The sequence below is a fragment of the Pseudomonas sp. B16(2017) genome (assembly GCF_002113205.1).
GTDB classification, from domain to species: Bacteria; Pseudomonadota; Gammaproteobacteria; order Pseudomonadales; family Pseudomonadaceae; genus Aquipseudomonas; species Aquipseudomonas pharyngis.
Map to the genome: position 1 here is coordinate 287,918 of NZ_NEKA01000003.1, position 18,209 is coordinate 306,126.

18 protein-coding genes are annotated in these 18,209 nt (G+C 62.3%); 7 read left to right on the forward strand and 11 right to left on the reverse strand.

Features of this window, described 5'->3' with window-relative positions; genetic code table 11:
• The first annotated feature begins 108 nt into the window (after nt 1-108).
• The gene (locus CAG25_RS06605; protein WP_039765924.1) at nt 109-738 is read left to right on the forward strand and encodes a flavin reductase family protein; all 630 of its coding nucleotides are present in this window, start codon (nt 109-111) and stop codon (nt 736-738) included.
• Between the two features lie 4 nt (nt 739-742).
• Here the strand turns inward: CAG25_RS06605 and CAG25_RS06610 are convergent, their stop codons facing one another.
• Both CAG25_RS06610 and CAG25_RS06615 read right to left on the reverse strand, forming a co-directional pair.
• Nucleotides 743-985: a hypothetical protein gene (locus CAG25_RS06610; RefSeq protein ID WP_007960172.1), complete on the reverse strand. Its 243-nt coding sequence runs from the start codon at nt 983-985 to the stop codon at nt 743-745.
• A 43-nt stretch (nt 986-1,028) separates the two neighbouring features.
• Complete coding sequence (locus CAG25_RS06615) at nt 1,029-1,382, reverse strand: putative quinol monooxygenase (RefSeq protein ID WP_064599069.1); 354 nt, start codon at nt 1,380-1,382, stop codon at nt 1,029-1,031.
• Nucleotides 1,383-1,718: 336 nt separating this feature from the next.
• On the opposite strand from CAG25_RS06615, the gene CAG25_RS06620 reads away from it, so the two are divergent.
• Nucleotides 1,719-2,648, forward strand: coding sequence for an AraC family transcriptional regulator (locus tag CAG25_RS06620; protein ID WP_064383794.1), 930 nt, complete (start codon nt 1,719-1,721; stop codon nt 2,646-2,648).
• Nucleotides 2,649-2,813: 165 nt separating this feature from the next.
• Here CAG25_RS06620 and CAG25_RS06625 read toward each other — a convergent pair whose 3' ends face one another.
• From CAG25_RS06625 to CAG25_RS06650, 6 genes are all read right to left on the reverse strand, one after another.
• Complete coding sequence (locus CAG25_RS06625; RefSeq protein ID WP_085610838.1) at nt 2,814-3,869, reverse strand: ABC transporter ATP-binding protein; 1,056 nt, start codon at nt 3,867-3,869, stop codon at nt 2,814-2,816.
• 16 nt (nt 3,870-3,885) lie between these two features.
• Nucleotides 3,886-4,734, reverse strand: coding sequence for an ABC transporter permease (locus CAG25_RS06630; protein ID WP_007960165.1), 849 nt, complete (start codon nt 4,732-4,734; stop codon nt 3,886-3,888).
• Nucleotides 4,731-5,639 (reverse strand): ABC transporter permease, encoded by a 909-nt coding sequence (locus CAG25_RS06635; protein ID WP_085610839.1) that lies wholly within the window; start codon nt 5,637-5,639, stop codon nt 4,731-4,733. The genes CAG25_RS06630 and CAG25_RS06635 overlap by 4 nt, the downstream gene beginning before the upstream one ends.
• A gap of 184 nt (nt 5,640-5,823) precedes the next feature.
• A complete protein-coding gene (locus CAG25_RS06640) occupies nt 5,824-6,927 on the reverse strand; it encodes an extracellular solute-binding protein (RefSeq protein ID WP_064383797.1) in 1,104 nt (367 codons plus the stop codon).
• Nucleotides 6,928-7,144: 217 nt separating this feature from the next.
• Complete coding sequence (locus tag CAG25_RS06645; RefSeq protein WP_085610978.1) at nt 7,145-8,593, reverse strand: aldehyde dehydrogenase family protein; 1,449 nt, start codon at nt 8,591-8,593, stop codon at nt 7,145-7,147.
• Nucleotides 8,593-10,230 carry a 5-guanidino-2-oxopentanoate decarboxylase gene (locus CAG25_RS06650; RefSeq protein ID WP_085610979.1) on the reverse strand — a complete coding sequence of 546 codons (1,638 nt, stop codon included), beginning with the start codon at nt 10,228-10,230 and terminating at the stop codon, nt 8,593-8,595. Before CAG25_RS06650 ends, CAG25_RS06645 begins: the two co-directional genes overlap by 1 nt.
• 138 nt (nt 10,231-10,368) lie before the next feature.
• Here CAG25_RS06650 and CAG25_RS06655 point away from each other — a divergent pair, with 138 nt between their 5' ends.
• Nucleotides 10,369-11,247, forward strand: a complete 879-nt coding sequence (locus CAG25_RS06655; RefSeq protein WP_074688417.1) for a LysR substrate-binding domain-containing protein — start codon at nt 10,369-10,371, stop codon at nt 11,245-11,247.
• Nucleotides 11,248-11,488: 241 nt separating this feature from the next.
• Here the strand turns inward: CAG25_RS06655 and CAG25_RS06660 are convergent, their stop codons facing one another.
• Both CAG25_RS06660 and CAG25_RS06665 read right to left on the reverse strand, forming a co-directional pair.
• The gene (locus CAG25_RS06660; protein ID WP_085610840.1) at nt 11,489-12,103 is read right to left on the reverse strand and encodes an NAD(P)-dependent oxidoreductase; all 615 of its coding nucleotides are present in this window, start codon (nt 12,101-12,103) and stop codon (nt 11,489-11,491) included.
• 46 nt (nt 12,104-12,149) lie between these two features.
• Nucleotides 12,150-13,028, reverse strand: a complete 879-nt coding sequence (locus tag CAG25_RS06665) for an MBL fold metallo-hydrolase (protein ID WP_085610841.1) — start codon at nt 13,026-13,028, stop codon at nt 12,150-12,152.
• 115 nt (nt 13,029-13,143) lie between these two features.
• Here CAG25_RS06665 and CAG25_RS06670 point away from each other — a divergent pair, with 115 nt between their 5' ends.
• Both CAG25_RS06670 and CAG25_RS28610 read left to right on the forward strand, forming a co-directional pair.
• A complete protein-coding gene (locus CAG25_RS06670; protein ID WP_218191690.1) occupies nt 13,144-14,049 on the forward strand; it encodes a LysR family transcriptional regulator in 906 nt (301 codons plus the stop codon).
• A gap of 86 nt (nt 14,050-14,135) precedes the next feature.
• The gene (locus CAG25_RS28610) at nt 14,136-14,312 is read left to right on the forward strand and encodes a hypothetical protein (protein ID WP_007953274.1); all 177 of its coding nucleotides are present in this window, start codon (nt 14,136-14,138) and stop codon (nt 14,310-14,312) included.
• Between the two features lie 7 nt (nt 14,313-14,319).
• Here the strand turns inward: CAG25_RS28610 and CAG25_RS06680 are convergent, their stop codons facing one another.
• Entirely contained in the window at nt 14,320-15,216 is an 897-nt protein-coding gene (locus tag CAG25_RS06680; protein ID WP_085610843.1) for a helix-turn-helix domain-containing protein, read from the reverse strand.
• A 187-nt stretch (nt 15,217-15,403) separates the two neighbouring features.
• On the opposite strand from CAG25_RS06680, the gene pobA reads away from it, so the two are divergent.
• Both pobA and CAG25_RS06690 read left to right on the forward strand, forming a co-directional pair.
• Nucleotides 15,404-16,588, forward strand: a complete 1,185-nt coding sequence (pobA, locus tag CAG25_RS06685; protein WP_178076450.1) for a 4-hydroxybenzoate 3-monooxygenase — start codon at nt 15,404-15,406, stop codon at nt 16,586-16,588.
• 79 nt (nt 16,589-16,667) lie between these two features.
• Nucleotides 16,668-18,185 carry an MDR family MFS transporter gene (locus tag CAG25_RS06690; RefSeq protein ID WP_085610845.1) on the forward strand — a complete coding sequence of 506 codons (1,518 nt, stop codon included), beginning with the start codon at nt 16,668-16,670 and terminating at the stop codon, nt 18,183-18,185.
• Nucleotides 18,186-18,209 lie beyond the last annotated feature (24 nt).

Consider the following 18,209-nt stretch of genomic DNA (forward strand, 5'->3'; position numbering starts at 1 on the left):
CCACAGCCCGGCTTCGGCCGGGCTTAGTCATGTCTGGAGGGCTGGAAATCAGCCGCCCGTCCTTGCACTATGGCCGCTCTCTGACAGCCGTTTCCAGGACCACCCGCCATGCCCGATGACATCCATTTCTACGAACCGGCCAACGGCCACGGCCTGCCCCACGATCCGTTCAACGCCATCGTCGGCCCGCGGCCCATCGGCTGGATTTCTTCGCAGGATGCCGAAGGCCGGCTGAACCTGGCGCCCTACAGTTTTTTCAACGCGTTCAACTACATTCCGCCGATCATCGGGTTCTCCAGCGTCGGGCGCAAAGACAGCCTGAACAACATCGAGCAGACCGGCGAATTCGTCTGGAACCTCGCCACCCGCCCGCTGGCCGAGCAGATGAACCAGAGCTGCGCGATGGTCGGGCCGCAGGTCAATGAGTTCGAACTGGCGGGGCTGACACCGGTGGCGTCAAAGGTGATTGCCGTGCCACGCGTAGGCGAAAGCCCGGTGTCCTTCGAATGCAAGGTCACCCAGATCATTCAGCTGCAGCGCGCCGACGGCGAGACCGTGCCGAGCTGGCTGGTGCTCGGCGAAGTGGTCGCCGTGCACATTGCCAAGTGGCTGTTGAAGGACGGGATCTACGACACCGCCGCCGCCGAACCGATACTGCGGGGCGGCGGGCCGGCGGACTACTTCCAGCTGGGGCCGGAGGCATTGTTCAAGATGTGGCGCCCGGGGGCGACGAAGTAAGCGTTTACCAGATCAGCTCGGCGTCGTCGGTGACGCCCTTGAGCTTGTCCAGTTCATTGATCGCGGCTTCATCGGCCGCGATGGCGCCGGGGAAAACCTGATCGTTCAGCAGTTTGTGAAAGCGCGGCGCGCCGCCGTCGACCAGGGCCTTGACGGCGATCGCCGCGTGATAACCCTTGTTGCCGCCCAACTCGACGGGGACTACAGCGGAAACCGCTTCGAAGTGTTCGAACTCTTTACGTGCCATATCGCAGGTCCTGGCTCAGTCGGATAAGCCGGACATTAAACATTCAACCGGCAAGTTTGTGTACCGGCGCAGTGCATTGCCCTACGGCCTGTGCGGCCGAGACTTCCTTGAACGTGTGGAAATCCAGGCTGTTGACCACCAGGTCCTGCACCAGCTCGGCAAAGACTTCCATCGACGGGCTGCTGAAGTACGCGGTCATCGACTGCTGGTTGCTCCAGAAACCGGAGACCAGCCACAATTCGGGATCACACTGCGAATGCTGCAAGGCAAAGCTCAGGCAGCCGGGGGCGGCGCGGGACGGTTCGATCAGGGCGCTCAGGCGCATGCCGAGTTCCGCCGAACGTCCGGCACGCGCTCGAACGAAGGCCATATGACTGACGGGAATCTGCTTGGACATGTTCAACCCTCCCAGGGAGTCGCGTGGCAGCCGGGGACGGGCTGCGACAGGATTCAAGGTTAAGGGCCGCTCCCCGTTCGCCGTTAGTCGATTCCTGCCGTCGCGTTGCACAATCCTGCGAGACTGTCTTGCAGACCTGTAACAAGTCGTAAATTCCTGTCACCGTCCTGTCACACCGATTTCGGGCAACTCTGACCACCTGCGTCCTGCTATGGCTGGATGGGCCAACAACCCAATGCAGGATCAGGCAAGCATTTCGCAGGATGTGTCTACCGCCCTGACTTGCACAAACTTATGCTCTGCTCCACTCCACCGACTTTGCCGAGGATGCCGCACGTGACGTCATTCGATCGTTTTCAAGCGCCACCCGATGCCGACATGGAAAAGCAGCGCGCGGAACTGGCGGCGATCATCCGCCGCAACACGTCCGAAGATGGCAGTTATGCCACTGCCGTCGGTTCGCTGTTCATGTCGCGCCACACCCAGTCCCATGACTTCGCCCCGGTGCTTGCGCAACCGGCGCTGTGCATCATGGCCCAGGGGCGCAAAGAGGTACGGCTGGCGGATGAGTTCTTCAATTACGACCCGCTCAATTATCTGGTGGTGTCGGTCTCGATGCCGTTGAGTGGACGGGTGGTGAATGTCTCGCCGGAGGAGCCGATCCTCGCCGTGCGCCTGGACATTGATCCTGCGGAAATCACCGCGCTGATCGCCGACGCCGGTCCGATGGGCGTACCGACCCGGCCGACCGGGCGTGGTCTGTATGTGGAGAAAATCGACAGCGCGATGCTTGATGCGGTGCTGCGTCTGGCGCGTCTGCTCGACGCACCGAAAGACATCGCCATGCTCGCGCCGCTGATCCGCCGGGAAATTCTCTATCGCCTGCTGCGCAGCCCGCAGGGGCATCGGCTGTACGAAATCGCCATTGCCAACAGCCAGAGCCACCGCATCAGCCAGGCGATCAAATGGCTCAACGGCAACTTCGAACAGCCGCTGCGCATTGATGACCTGGCGAAGGAAGTGAACCTCAGCGTCTCGACCCTGCATCATCGCTTCAAGGCGATGACGGCGATGAGCCCGTTGCAGTATCAGAAGCAACTGCGCCTGCAAGAGGCGCGGCGCCTGATGCTGGCTGAGGGGCTGGAGGCGTCGGCGGCCGGGTATCGGGTGGGGTATGAAAGCCCTTCGCAGTTCAGTCGCGAGTACAGCCGGCTGTTTGGGGCGCCGCCGCTAAGGGATCTGGCGCGGTTGCGGCTGACGGTCTGATCTGGATTATTGCGTCGCGGCTACTGGCCTCTTCGTCGGATCGCCGCCCGGACCAAGCCCGCTCCCACATGTTCTGTGTCGTACACAGGTTTTGCAGTCGACACCAGCCACTGTGGGAGCGGGCTTTCCCGCGAAGAGGTCGGCAGAGCCAGCATCAATTCTGGATCAGGCGCCGAGCACCCGACATGCCTCACTCGGCAACGTCACCGACACCGGATGCCCGATCCCCAATCCAAAGCCCTGACACGGCGTACTCAGCGCCGTGAAGGTCACCCCGGAACATTCCACCGTAGTCTCGATGGTCGCGCCGATATCCCGCACAAACGTCACCTTGCCCAGCAAGCGATTGCCCGCAGTGGCTTGGGGCGCCGACAGTTGCAGGTCTTCAGGGCGGATCAGCATTTTCACTTTCTGCCCGATCACGATGCTGCTGCAGATCGGCACTTGCAGGGCATCGCCGCCCGGCAGCACGACCTTGCCATCGCCCAGCGCGGTGGCCGGGAAAATATTCCCCGAGCCGATAAAGTCCGCGACGAATTCGTTGGCCGGATGCCGGTAGATTTCAATCGGCGTACCCACCTGCTGCACCCGATGCTCACCCAACACCACCACGATATCGGCCATGGTCATGGCCTCGCGCTGATCGTGAGTGACCATGATGGTGGTGATGTTCAGGCGTTGTTGCAGCTGACGGATTTCCACCTGCATCGACTCGCGCAACTTGGCGTCGAGCGCCGACAGCGGTTCGTCGAGCAACAGGATTTTCGGGTGCGAGGCAATCGCCCGGGCAATCGCCACCCGCTGACGCTGGCCACCGGAGAGCTTGGCCACCGGGCGATCGATCATCGGTTGCAGCTGGATCAACTCCAGCAACTCCACCACTCGCGCCTGTTGATCGGCCTTGCTGACGCCGCGCAGTTTCAGCGGATAGGCGATGTTTTCGCCCACGGTCATGTGCGGGAACAGCGCCAGCGACTGAAACACCATGCCGAAGTTGCGCAGGTGCGCCGGGGTGTGGCCGATATCCTCGCCGTCCAGGCGGATCTCGCCGCCGGTGAGGGTTTCCAGCCCGGCGATCATCCGCAGCAACGTGGTCTTGCCGCAACCCGACGGACCGAGGAAGCACACCAGTTTGCCCTCGGGCAAATGCAGGTTGACGTCTTTTACCGCGCAGGCCGAGCCGTAGTGTTTCTCGACGTTTTCCAGAATCAGACCAGACATAAATCACCTCAAGAAATCAAAAGGAAACGCCGCCTTCACCGACCAGCTTCTCCAGCGCCCAGATCAGGACGAAGTCGATCAGCACGATCAGCACGGCAAACGAGAACACGGTAGGGTCGAGCGATGACACGGTGCGGCTGTACATCCAGATCGGCACGGTCATGACGTCGATGGTGTAGAGGAAATAGGTCACGGTGAATTCGTTGAACGAGACGATGAACGCCAGCAGCATCCCCGCCAGAATCCCCGACTTCATCAACGGCACCACCACATCGACGATGGCCCTCAATGGTGAGGCGCCAAGCATCTGCGCGGCTTCTTCGACTTCGCTGCCGATGGAGAGCATGGCCGCCGTGCAGTTCTTCACCACGAACGGCAGGGCCAGAATCACGTGGGCAATCACCAGCCGCGAGGTGGTCATGTGGAACGGCAGGCTGTCGAACACCAGCAGCAACGCCAGCCCCAGCACCACCATCGGGAACACCAGCGGCAGCGACATCAATTGCAGCGCCACACCCTTGCCACGGAACTCGCAACGGGTCAGCGCGTAGGCCGCCGGCACCGCGATCAGCGTGGCGAAAATCATCGTCAGGCACGACACCAGCAAACTGGTGCCCATCGCTTGACCGAGGCTCAGCACATCGCTGGCGTCCGGTGACACAAACGTGTGCCACGCCGCCTTGTACCACTGCAGGCTGTAGCTGCTCGGCGGGAAGTCGAGGTTCGACGCGCCGCTGAACGACATCACGATCATGGTCAGGATCGGCAACACGGCCAGGAACAAAATGATCCCGGAGAGGATGCCGGCAAACTTGCCGGTGTCGCCCGGCAACAGCGACTGACGCTTCTTGATCAGGGCACTCATTGCGAAGCCTCCAGCAGACGGCGACGGCGGCCGGTGATGTATTCGGACAGGGTCATGATGGCGAGCGTGGTGACGATCAGCACCACCCCGGCGGCGGACGCGGCAGGCCAGTTCATCAGCGGGGCGATCTGGTCATGCACCATCACCGCGAGCATTGGCACTCGCCGACCGCCGAGCAACAGCGGCACCACGAAGCTGCTGGCGTTGTAGGCGAACACCAGGGTCGCGCCGGTGATGATCCCCGGCAGACTCATCGGCAACACCACCTGACGGAATACCTGAAAACGACTGGCGCCCAGCGTCGCGGCAGCCTCTTCGTAGCTGCGGGCGACGCCGCGCATGGCGCTGGCAATCGGCAGCACGGCCAGCGGAAACGCGGTCTGCACCAGGCCCATCAACACGCCATTCTGGTTGTACAGCAACATGATCGGCCGCTTGATCAGACCCAGGCCCATCAGGGTCTGGTTGAGCATGCCACCGGGGCCGAGGATCACCAGCCAGCCGTAGCTTTGCAGCAGCAGGTTGACCAGCAGCGGCAACAGCACCGCCGCCAGAAAGATCCGCCGCACGAACGGCGAGGTCAGGCGAGACATGGTGTACGCCACCGGGATCGCCAGCACCACCGCGATCACCGCGCTGATCAGCGCCAGACGCAAGGTCAGCAGCAACGATTTGAGGTAGTAGGGTTCGAGCAACTGGGCGTAACTGGCCAGGCTGAAGCCGGACCACTCCGCGCCCTTGGTGCCGACGCTCATGCGCAACACCAGCAGGCTGGCGGCAATCAGCACGCCGAGAAACAGCATCGACGGCGTGAGGAAAAACCACGCCCGCGCGGTCGGCGAAACACCGCGCGCCGGGCGCACGTTACCCGTGCCGACCGGTTGGGTCAGGGATTGATGTTCCATAGCAATGATCTCGTCAATGGAGAACGAATCTCCCAAACACCACTCTCCCCTGTGGGAGCGACGGTTCGCCGCTTCGACTTGCTCGCGAAAGCGGCGGGTCAGTCAACCCATGAAGCGACTGACAGATTGCATTCGCGAGCAAGCCCGCTCCCACAAGGTTTCTGTGGTGTCTGGAAGTACGGCGTCAGGAAGAAAAGATTTCCGTGTAGCGACGAATCCACTGGTCATGCACGGTCGCCAGGAAGGCGTTGTCGTGCATGATCGCCTTCTCCGCGATCTGCTCCGGCGTGAGGATGAAGGGGCTCTTGCGCGCTTCGGCGGAGATGATCGCCTTGGCGTTGACCGGGCCGTTGAAGATGTCTTCGGCCATCTTGCCCTGCACCAGCGGGTCGAGGGAGTGATCGATGAAGGCGTAGGCCAGGTCGGTGTCGCCCGGACGGTTCTTCGGCATCACCGAGAGCATCAGGTCGGTGTAGAAACCTTCCTTCATGCCGAACGTGGCACCGAGGCCATAGTTCGGATCACGGATCTGCTTGGGGAAAAACGCCGGGGCGTAGAGGCCGCCCATGTCCAGGGAACCGGTGCGGAACAGCTCGGCAATCTGGTTGGGGTTTTCACCCAGAGTCACCACGCGGTCTTTCAGCTCCGCGAGCTTCTTGAAGCCCGGTTCGATGTTGTGTTCGTCGCCACCGGCCAGTTTCGCGGCGATGATGATCAGGTCCATCGCTTCGGTCCAGTTCGGCGGCGGCAGGAAAATGTTCGGCGCCAGATCGGCGTCCCACAGCGCGGCATAGCTGTCCGGCGCGGTGCTCTGGGTGCGGGTGCTGTAGACCAGACTGTTGCACCACAGCAGGTAGCCGATGCCGTGACCGTTGGCCCCGGTGCGGTATTTTTCCGGGACGTCGACCAGGTTGGGAATGCGGTTGAGATCGGGTTTTTCCAGCAGTCCGGCAGCGGCCAGACCTTCGGCGCCAACGCCAGCCAGAGTGATGATGTCGTACTGCGGACGGTCACCGCCGGCCTTGAGTTTGGCGACCATTTCCGAGGTGCTGCCGGTGCGGTCGGCAATCACTTTGGCGCCAGTCTTGGCTTCGAACGTTGCAGCGATGTTGCGCAGCGCGGCCAGGCCCGTGTCATCGGACCAGGTCAACAGGCGCAGGGTCTTGCCGGCGAAGCGGGTGTCGCTGGCACTGGCCCGGATGAAGGGCATGCTCATGGCCGCCGCAGCCACCGAAGCCACGCCGACGGTTTTGATGAATTGACGCCTGTTCAGATCGTGCTCGCCCATTTGGGACTCCCATTATTCTTGTAAGTATGAGATTGATCGCAACCCTTGCATCTGCTTGACCGATATTGCTCAAGCGCCCGGTTTCAAAGGGCTTGAGCGTGGTCTGCGGGTTCATCCTGAGGTCGTGCAAAACACCTGACTATCGATAAAAACTCATTGGAGCCATGACGCCGGCGCATGCCTCGTTGCGAGGCATGCGCTGACCTTTTTCGGGCATTCAGAGCGCGCGGATCACGTGCTTGATTTCCTGAAATGCCGCCAGGCCCCACGGCCCCAATTCGCGGCCGAGGCTGCTCTGTTTGTAGCCGCCCCACGCGGTCTGCGGGAAGATCACCTGCGGCGCGTTGAGCCACACCAGCCCCGCCTGCAAGGCATTGGCGACCCGATCCGCGGTCTCGGCATTGCGCGTGACCACGCTGGCCACCAGACCGAACTGGCTGTCGTTGGCCAAGGCAATCGCCTCGGCTTGCGTAGCGAAACTGCGCACGCAGATCACCGGGCCGAAAATCTCTTCGCACCACAGCGCACTGTCGAGGGGCACTTCGGTGAAGATTGTCGGCTGCAAGAAATAGCCGCGCGGCAGATCGGCGGGACGATTACCGCCACAGATCAGCTTGGCCCCGGCGCTGAGGCCACGGTCAATATGACCGAGCACTCGCTGGTATTGCGCCTGATTGACCAGTGCGCCCATCTCGACGTCAGGATCGAACGGATCGGCGACACGGATTTTTTCCGCGCGGGCCTTCAGACGAATCAGGAATTCGTCGGCCAGTTCATCGGCGACCAGCACCCGGCTGGTGGCCGAGCACATCTGCCCGGCATTGAAGAAGCCGCCACCGCATGCAAGCTCCACCGCCAGATCCAGGTCGGCATCTTCCAGAATCAGCAGCGAGGACTTGCCGCCCAGTTCCAGGCTCACGCCCTTCACGGTTTCAGCGGCGCGCTGCATCACCTGCACACCGACGGCGTTGCTGCCGGTGAAGGAAATCTTGGCGATGCGCGGGTCCGCCGACAGCGGCGCGCCGACTGCCAGACCGGTGCCGCACACCAGGTTGAACACGCCTTTTGGCAAACCGGATTCGGCGATGATGGTCGCCAGTTCCAACTCCGGCAGCGGTGTGACTTCAGACGGTTTGAGCACCACGCAGCAACCGGCGGCCAGGGCCGGGGCGAGTTTCCACGCGGTGGTGACCATCGGGAAATTCCACGGCACGATCAGCCCGACCACGCCGCACGGCTCGCGGCGCAGACGTGCGCTGAAGTCGTCGCTGGGCAGCGGCACGTCGCTGTCGAGTTTGGCGTCGAGACCTTCGGCGAGTTCGGCGTAGTACTCGAAGGTGGCGATCACGTCATCGACATCGATGCTCGCTTCGAACTGCGGTTTGCCGTTGTTGCTCGACTGCAACTTCATCAGATGTTCGCGACCGTTGCGCACGCCATTGGCGATGTTGCGCAGGATCGCGCCGCGCTCGGCACCGGTGGTTTTCGACCAGCTTTTGAAGGCTTCGGTCGCCGCCGTTACCGCTTGATTGACGGCGCTTTCGTCACCGCCGTTGACCGTGGTCAGCAGTGCTTCGGTGGCCGGGTTGATCACGCGCAGGTGTTCGCGCCCGGCGGACCATTGGCCGTTGATGTACAGGCCGTCGAGTGTGGTCGGGAAATTCATCATTGGGCCACCGCCTTCATCCATTGGGTCTGGTCGATCTCGATCAGGGTCGGGCCCTGACGATCGGTGGCGGCGCGCAATGCACTGCGCAGGTGTTCGGCGGAGCTGATCGCCTCGGCCGCGCAACCCAGGGCCTTGGCCACACCGATGAAGTCCGGGGTGTAGATGTCCACGCCCACCGGCTCGATGGCACGGTTGACCATGTATTTCTTGATCTCTTCGTAACCCTGGTTATTCCACAGCAGGATGATCACCGGAGTGCGCGCTTCCACGGCGCTGGCCAGTTCCGGCAGGGTGAATTGCAGACCGCCGTCGCCGATCAGGCACACCACCGGCGGACGCGCGCCGTGTTCGAGGTTGCCGCCGAGCCATGCGCCAATCGCCGCCGGCAAGGCGTAACCGAGAGTGCCGTAACCGGTGGACGAGTTGAACCAGCGGCGCGGGCGCTCCGGGTTGAAGGTCAGGTTGCCGGTGTACACCGGTTGCGTGGAGTCGCCGACGAACACCGCGTTCGGCAATTCGTGCAGCACGGTTTCGAGGAAACGGGTCTGGGCCAGCATCGGGGCGTCCCAGGTCGCGGCCAGGTCTTCACGCAGACGGGCGGCGCGTACCTGGCCCCAATCGTTGCGGCGCTCGGCCAGCGGTTTGTGCGACAGCGCACTGAGCAGCGCCTGTGCGGCGTTGCGCGAGTCGGCCACCAGCGCCACGTGCGGCGGGTAATTGCGCACGGTCTGGTCGGGATCGATATCGACGCGCAGCAGCTTGCCGGGGATTTCGAAACCGCCGGCAAAGGTGACGTCGTAGTCGGTTTCCGCCAGTTCGGTGCCGATCGCCAGCACCACGTCGGCATCGGCCACCAGAGCGCGAGTCGCCACCAGACTCTGGGTCGAACCGATCAACAGCGGATGGCTCGACGGCAGCATGCCTTTGGCGTTGATGGTCAGGGCCACCGGCGCATCGAGCAGTTCGGCCAGTTCGGTGAGTTCGACAGCCGCATCGATGGCGCCGCCCCCAGCGAGGATCAGCGGACGCTGGGCGCCGGCCAGCAGTTCAGTCATGCGGCTCACGGCGGCCGGCGCAGCACCGGCGCGGTCGATGTTGACCGGCACGCTGGTCAGCAGTTCGTCGGCTTCTTCGACCAGCACGTCCAGCGGAATTTCGATGTGCACCGGACGCGGACGCCCGGCCTGGAACAGCGCGAAAGCACGGGCCAGCACGCCCGGCAATTCGGACGCCGACATCAGGGTGTGGGAGAACGCCGCCACGCCGCCGACCAGTGCGCTCTGATTCGGCAGTTCATGCAGCTTGCCGCGACCGCCGCCCAATTGGCTGCGCGACTGCACGCTGGAGATCACCAGCATCGGGATCGAATCGGCATAGGCCTGGCCCATGGCGGTGGTGATATTGGTCATGCCCGGGCCGGTGATGATGAAGCACACACCCGGTTTGCCGCTGGTGCGGGCGTAGCCGTCGGCCATGAAGCCGGCGCCCTGTTCATGGCGCGGGGTGACGTGGTTGATGCTCGAACGGGCCAGCCCGCGATACAGCTCCACGGTATGCACCCCGGGAATGCCGAACACCTGCTCGACCCCATAATCTTCGAGTAACTTGACCAGTACTTCGCCACACGTCGCCATGTCTTTGCCCTTCTTGTTCATTGAGGCACCGGGCTTTAAGGAACCGGTGATTGGCCTCATTGAAACGGGCGACCCGTAGCCGCAACAATCGATAAAAGCTCATACTAGCCATGTCCTCACGTCATACCTTGGATCCACATGAAACGACTGCCTCCCCTGCCCGCTCTGCACACGTTTCTGATCACCGCGCAGTGCTGCAACTTCACCCGGGCTGCCGAGCAGTTGCACATCACCCAGGGTGCGGTGAGCCGGCAGATCGCCGGGCTGGAGGAACATCTGGGTTATGAGCTGTTCATTCGTCTGGCCCGGGGCCTGGAGCTGACGGCCGAAGGTCGCGAATGGCTGCCACGGGTGCAGCAAGTGTTCAGCCTGATCGGCGACTCGGTGGAGCAGATCGGCGCCAAGCGCGAAACCCTGCAACTCAAAGCGCCGAGCTGCGTGATGCGCTGGCTGTTGCCGCGTCTGCTGCAATGGCAGCGCGAGCGCCCGGACGTGCCGGTGAAACTCACGGCGTCGTTGCAGCACGGGGTGGATTTTCATCGCGAGCAGTTCGACGCGGCGGTGATCTACGGCACCGCGCCCCACGACTCTCCTGCGACCCTGCATCTGTTCGATGAACAACTGACGCCAGTCTGCTCACCGACGCTGCTCAACGGCGGGCCGGCCCTGCACACACCGGCAGATCTGCAACAGCATCTGCTGCTGCACCCGACTCACACCGATGACGACTGGACACTCTGGCTTGAAGCCGCCGAACTGCACCTGAGCAATATCGCCAGCGGTCAGCATTTCGAGACGCTGGATCAGGCGATGTCGATGGCGTCCCATGGGACGGGGGTGGCGATCGGCGACTGGTCACTGATCGGCGACGACTTGAACGCCGGGCGACTGGTGATGCCGTTCGATCTGAAGGTGAAGACGGGATTGGGCTATTACATCGTCGCGCCGGCGTCGGAGCCGTCGGCGAAGTTACAGGAGTTGATGGGGTGGTTGGTGGAGCAGGCTCATACGCGGTGAGGCCCCCCCTCACCCCAGCCCTCTCCCGGAGGGAGAGGGAGCCGATCGTGGGATGCTCGAAAATTACGCCGACCTGAACGTGCTGTACCGAATCCATAATCGACTCGAACTTTCAGGTCGATGAATCACGTCAGACAACTCGGTCGGCTCCCTCTCCCTCCGGGAGACTGCTGGGCGGGCGGCGTTCCGATGAGGGCCAATTTTCGGATCAGACACAAACCCCGAAAACCACCCAAAACCCTCAATAACCGACGGTAAACCGCTGCCGCGAATGCTTCGGTGTTTCCACTTCGTCGATCAGCGCAATCGCGTAGTCGGCAAAGCTGATCGAACTCTGACCCTCAGCACTCACCAGCAAGTCATCCTTGCCGACCCGGAACTTACCGGTGCGCTCGCCTTCGACAAACAGCGCCGACGGCGACAGGAATGTCCAGTCCAGTTCCTTCTCCTGACGCAGTGCATCAAGGAACGCCGCACCGGCGCTGGCCTCAGCCTTGTACTCGGCCGGGAAACCGGCGCTGTCGATCACGCGGGTGCCGTCCGGCAGCAACAGCGAGCCGGCACCGCCCACAACCAGCAGACGTTTCACCCCGGCCTGTTTCACCGGACCGATCAGCGCGCTGGCCGGCACCGTGGCGAAATGCGCGGCGCTGATCACCACATCGTGACCGGCGACGGCGTCCTGCAACGCGGCGGCGTCCAGCACGTCGACATTCTTGCTGACCACACCGGCACGAGCGCCGATCTTCGAGGTATCCCGGGCGATAGCGGTGACGCTGTGGCCGCGACGCAGGGCTTCTTCCAGCAATTGGCTGCCGGCACGGCCGGTGGCACCAATGATTGCGATCTTGCTCATGACATTCTCCAGTTGGCTTGAGAGTGCTGCGTTTTTCAGAATCGGATTACCACTGCATTTCGCCCTTGGCGACTTTGGCGCTCAGCTCCAGCGAGCTTTCTTCGCCCAGTGTCGGGTAGCGTTTTTTCATCGCGGCGATCAGCGCGGCAGAGTCCTTGGCCTTGGTAGTTTCGGCATCGAACGCCTTAATGTAGTCGGCGGTGAATTTCACGGCCGCCAGCGACCGGGCGCTGTCACCCAGGTAGTGACCGGGCACCACGGTTTTCGGTTTCAGGGTTTCGATCGAGTGCAGGGTTTGCAGCCAGTCGGCATGGGATTGCGCGGTCTGGGTGTCGGCCATCCACACGTGGATGTTCTCGGCGACGACCACACCGCCGACCACCGCTTTCAACGAAGGAATCCACACGAAGCTGCGATCCGGCTGTTTGCCGTCAAGGCCGATCACCTGCAGTTTCTGCCCTTCGAGCATCAGGCTGTCGCCCTTGAGCACGCCCGGTACGATGGTTTTGCCCGGCATGTCGGCGCCCATTTTCGGGCCCCAGAAGGCGAGTTTGCCGTCGACGGTTTTTTTGATGTGATCAACGGTCGGTTGCGAGGCCAGCACCTTGGCATCCGGAAAGGCTTTGGTCAGGGTGTCGAGACCGAAGTAGTAATCCGGGTCACCGTGGCTGATGTAGATGGTGGTCAGTTGCTTGCCGCTGGCGCGGATCTTTTCCACCACTTGTTCGGCCTGGGATTTGCCGAACTGCGCGTCCACCAGAATCGCGTCCTTCTCGCCGCTGACCAGCACCGAGGTCACCGGGAAGATCGCATGGGTGCCCGGGTTGTAGACATCAAGAGTCAGGTTCGCGGCCGCTGCATGGGCAGCAAAGCCGAGGGTGGCGGTGGCCAGTAAAACGCGCTTGAGGGTGGTGAAGCCGATCATGGGTTGCTCCGCTGTTCGAATGCCGTGCTTGGCGATGGGGACAGAGCTTAGTTGCCAGACTCGTTACAAAAAATGCGATGCTTGAACATAGTTTGTTTCTGAAAGCGGGCAAATCATGGATCGTCTCCAAGCAATGCGGGTGTTTGTCACGGTGGTGGATCTGGGCAGCCAGTCGGCGGCGGCCGATCACCTGGATCTGTCGCGGCCGGTGGTGTCGCGATATCTGGCAGAACTGGAAGACTGGGTCGGGGCGCGTCTGATGCACCGCACCACGCGCAAACTGAGCCTGACCGCCGCCGGCAACGAAATCCTGCCGCGCTGCCGGCAGATGCTGGAGCTGTCCGGCGACATGCAGGCCGCCGTCAGCGAACCCGCCGATGCGCCTCGGGGTCTGCTGCGAATCAGTGTCAGTACCTCGTTCGGCCAGGCGCAACTGGCCGATGCCATGGCGGCGTTCGTCAAAGCGTATCCGGGAGTGAGCATCGACCTGCAAATGCTCGATCGCACGGTGAACCTGGTGGACGAACGCATCGACCTGGCGATCCGCACCAGCAATGACCTCGACCCCAACCTGATCGCCCGGCGCCTGACGGTCTGCCGTTCGGTGGTCTGCGCCGCACCCGCCTATCTGCGGGAACATCCGCAGCCGCAGCGGGTTGAAGATCTGAGCCGGCACAACTGCCTGACCCATTCCTATTTCGGCAAGAGCCTGTGGCATTTCGAGGAGGATGGCGAACCGGTCTCGTTGCCGGTGCAGGGCAACATCAGCGCCAACGAGGCCAGCACCCTGCTGCGCGCGACCCTGGCCGGCGCCGGCGTGGCGATGCTGCCGACCTATCAGGCCGGGGTGCATGTGCACAGCGGCGAACTGGTTCGCCTGCTGCCCCACGCCGAGCCCCGGCAGATGAACATCTACGCCGTGTACGCCTCGCGCAAGCACATGCCGGCAGCGTTGCGCTGCATGCTGGACTTTCTGGTGCAGCGTTTTCCCGAAAACCCGCAGTGGGATATCGGACTGTAAAGCCGTTCACAGAGCCGCTGGCAACTCCACGGCGCTGACCTATGCTGAAAGTAGTACCCAAGGGTATTCGTTCAGAGGTCAACGCCATGAACACCAGAACAAGAAGATACCTCGCGATTTTCATCACCTGCGCGGCCACGCTGGCGCTGTACGGCACCGCGGCATGGCGCGTGGAGCAGTTGCGGCAACTGCCCCGTGAATACGCGAGCTGCAACTTCGAGCGCTGCATCCCTCACAACGCCACCCTCAACGCCCTGCGCTGATAAGGGCTCAGGCGTCGTCGTTCTGCTCGGCCTTCAAGCGGTCGCGGAATGCCTTTGGCGAGATCCCCACCCGGCGCCGGAACAAGCGCGTGAAGTTGGTCGGATCGGAAAACCCCAACACCTCGGACATCTCGTAAATGGTCATGCTGGTGTACGTCAGCAGACGCTTGGCTTCCAGCAACTGACGCTCGTGCATGATCTGCAACGCCGGCTGCCCCGCCAGTTCACGGCAGGTGCCGTTGAGGTGCGAGACGGAAATCCCCAGCCGATGGGCCAGGTCTTCGACCTTGACGTGCTGGCGGTAGGTTTCTTCCACCAGTTGAATGAACCCGTTGAGGTATTCGCGCTGACGCTGCGGGCGTTGCGTGGCGTTGTGACGGCGGATCGCCTGACGGCTGACCCAGACCATGATCACACTGACCAGCGAATGCATGAGCATTTCCCGCGCCGGTTGATGGCCGTTGTACTCGGCCTGCAACGCGGCAAACAGACTGTTGAGGTAATCCGCGTCCTTGCCCGCCGGATAGCTTTCGGCCTGGGCCAGGGCCTGCACCGCGCTGCCCAGTTGCGCCTGCAAATGGTTGATCAACGGAGTGGCGAGGGTGACGACAAACCCTTCGACGTCCTCGGAAAAACGGAATCCATGCACCGATAACGGCGGCAGGATCTGGATCGCGGTTTCGTTCAGTTGCGTGCGTTGGCCTTCGATTTCAAGCTCTGCCTGACCTTTGAATACGAAGAGCAACTGGCACAAATCGGCGTGGCGGTGGGGTTTGATTTCCCATTGGTGTTCGCGGCTGCGTTTGGAAATGGTTTCACAGTGCAGCAAGTCAGGGGTCGGCCAGTCCAGGCTTTCACCGTAGAGCTTGAACACCGGAATCGAAGGCAGGTCAGGCTTGTTCATCACTTCAATCCAGGCCTCGAGGTTTGCGGGCGATAATCGCACCGATTGGCAGAATGTACAGGTATCGGCTCAGTTTTCACCTTCAATTGACAGACCCGCAAGGGAAAAATGCAAGCACTCGAATCCTGAAACTCATTCACCGGCCGTTGTCGCGTGAAGCTTGCGAGTCATAAAAACAATGAAAACGCTGAAAACCCAAGTCGCCATTATCGGCGCCGGTCCGTCCGGATTACTGCTCGGCCAACTGCTGCACAACGCCGGCATCGACACCCTGATTCTGGAGCGCCAGACACCTGACTACGTGCTCGGCCGAATCCGCGCCGGCGTGCTTGAACAAGGCATGGTAGAGCTGTTGCGCGAGGCTGGCGTGGGTCAGCGGATGGACGCCGAAGGGCTGGTGCACGGTGGGTTCGAACTGGCCCTCGACGGGCGCCGGATCCACATCGACCTGCAAGCGCTGACCGGTGGAAAAACCGTGATGGTCTACGGTCAGACCGAGGTCACCCGCGACCTGATGGCCGCTCGTCGGGAGACCGGAGGGCAGACCATCTACGAAGCCCGCCATGTCGTTCCCTGTGACATGAAAAGCGACGAAGCCTATGTCACCTTCGAAAAGGACGGCGAAACCTGGCGTGTCGATTGTGACTACATCGCCGGTTGCGACGGTTTCCACGGCGTGGCCCGGCAGTCGATTCCCGAGGATTGCCTGAAAGTCTTCGAACGGGTTTATCCGTTTGGCTGGCTGGGCATTCTCGCCGACACGCCACCGATTCACGAGGAACTGGTCTACGCCCGCCACGAGCGCGGCTTCGCCCTGTGCAGCATGCGCTCGGCGACCCGCACCCGTTATTACCTGCAAGTGCCGGCCGAGGAAAACGTCGACGACTGGTCGGATCAGCGTTTCTGGGATGAACTGCGCAAGCGTCTGCCGGAGGATCTGGCGCAGAAACTGGTGACCGGTCCGTCGATTGAAAAGAGCATCGCGCCGCTGCGCAGCTTTGTGGTCGAGCCGATGCAATACGGGCGGATGTTTCTCGTTGGGGACGCGGCGCACATCGTTCCGCCGACCGGCGCCAAGGGGCTGAATCTGGCGGCCAGCGATGTCAGCACCTTGTTCAGGATTCTGCTGAAGGTCTATCGCGAAGGTCGCACCGAGTTGCTGGAGAAATACTCGGAGATCTGCCTGCGTCGGGTGTGGAAAGCCGAACGGTTTTCCTGGTGGATGACTTCGATGCTGCACCGCTTCGACGAGCACGATGATTTCAGCCAGCGGATCTGCGCTTCGGAACTGGACTACTTTGTCAGCTCGGAGGCCGGTCAAAAAACCATTGCAGAAAATTACGTCGGGCTTCCTTATGAGGCTATCGAATAGCCTGCTACCGACTTACACTGGCGAGCATCCCCGCTCGCCTGGCGATCTGCGGGACACTCACTGCCCGCAGGTTTTGCCCGTGACCAATCTCAACCATCCCGAAACGCCCAAACCGGCCATTCGCAGCGTGCTGGTCGCGCTGATGATGGCGATCTTTCTCGGTGCGCTGGACCAGACCATCGTCGCCGTTTCCATGCCGGCCATCTCCGCCCAATTCAAGGACGTCAGCCTGCTGGCCTGGGTGATTTCCGGCTACATGGTGGCGATGACCGTGGCGGTGCCGATCTACGGCAAGCTCGGCGATCTGTACGGGCGGCGCAAACTAATGCTGTTCGGCATGGGCCTGTTCACCCTCGCCTCGCTGTTCTGCGGCATGGCCCAGAGCATGGAGCAACTGGTGCTGGCGCGGATTTTCCAGGGCATCGGCGCTGGCGGGATGATTTCGGTAAGCCAGGCGATCATCGGCGACATCGTGCCGCCTCGCGAACGCGGGCGTTATCAGGGCTATTTCTCCAGCATGTACGCGGTGGCCAGCGTTGCCGGCCCGGTGCTCGGCGGCTACATGACCGAGTACCTGTCGTGGCGCTGGGTGTTCCTGATCAACCTGCCGCTGGGCCTTGGCGCTTACTGGGTGGCCCGCCGCAACCTGATCGGTTTGCCGATTCCGCAGCGCAAACCGGTCATCGATTATCTCGGCACACTGTTGATGATCATCGGCCTGACCGCTCTGTTGCTGGCGATCACTCAGGTCGGCCAAGGCCATGCGTGGCGCAGCAGCGAAGTGCTCGGTCTCTTCGCTTGCGCGGTGGCGGTGCTGGCGGTGTTCGTCTGGCACGAGCGGCGCGCCCGGGAGCCGTTGTTGCCGATGCACCTGTTCACCAACCGCAGCGCCCTGCTGTGCTGGTGCACGATTTTCTTTTGCAGCTTCCAGGCGATTTCCCTGATCGTGCTGATGCCGCTGCGCTTCCAGAGCGTGACCGGCGCCGGGGCGGACAGCGCTGCATTGCACTTGCTGCCGCTGGCGATGGGATTACCGATCGGCGCGTATTTCGCCGGACGCCGCACTTCGATCACCGGACGCTACAAACCGCAGATTCTGAGCGGCGCGCTGCTGATGCCGATCTCGATCCTTGGCATGGCCTTCAGCCCGCCCGATGCCACGCTGCTCAGCAGCCTGTTCATGCTGCTCAGCGGGATCGCCGGCGGCATGCAGTTCCCGACTTCGCTGGTCGGTACGCAGAACTCGGTCGAGCAAAAGGACATTGGCGTCGCCACCAGTACCACCAACCTGTTCCGCTCTCTGGGCGGCGCGGTGGGCGTGGCGTTGATGTCGGCGCTGTTGCTGGCGTTGTTGCAGGACTCCAGTTTCGCCCACCTGGCCGGCAGCTCGCTGATGAGCGAAGGGCATTCCGGCAACGTGCTGCTCGACGGCCTGAACGCGGCGCCCGGCGATGCGCAGAATGCCTTGCGTGCCGAACTGCTGGTGACGTTCCGGCATTTGCTGATGGTCAGCGCGGCGGTGTCGCTGCTCGGGCTGGCGGCGGCGATTGCGATGCCGAACCGGTTGCTGCGGGGCCGTGAGCACGGCACCCGCTGATTGATGCCGATCGCTCCCACGCGC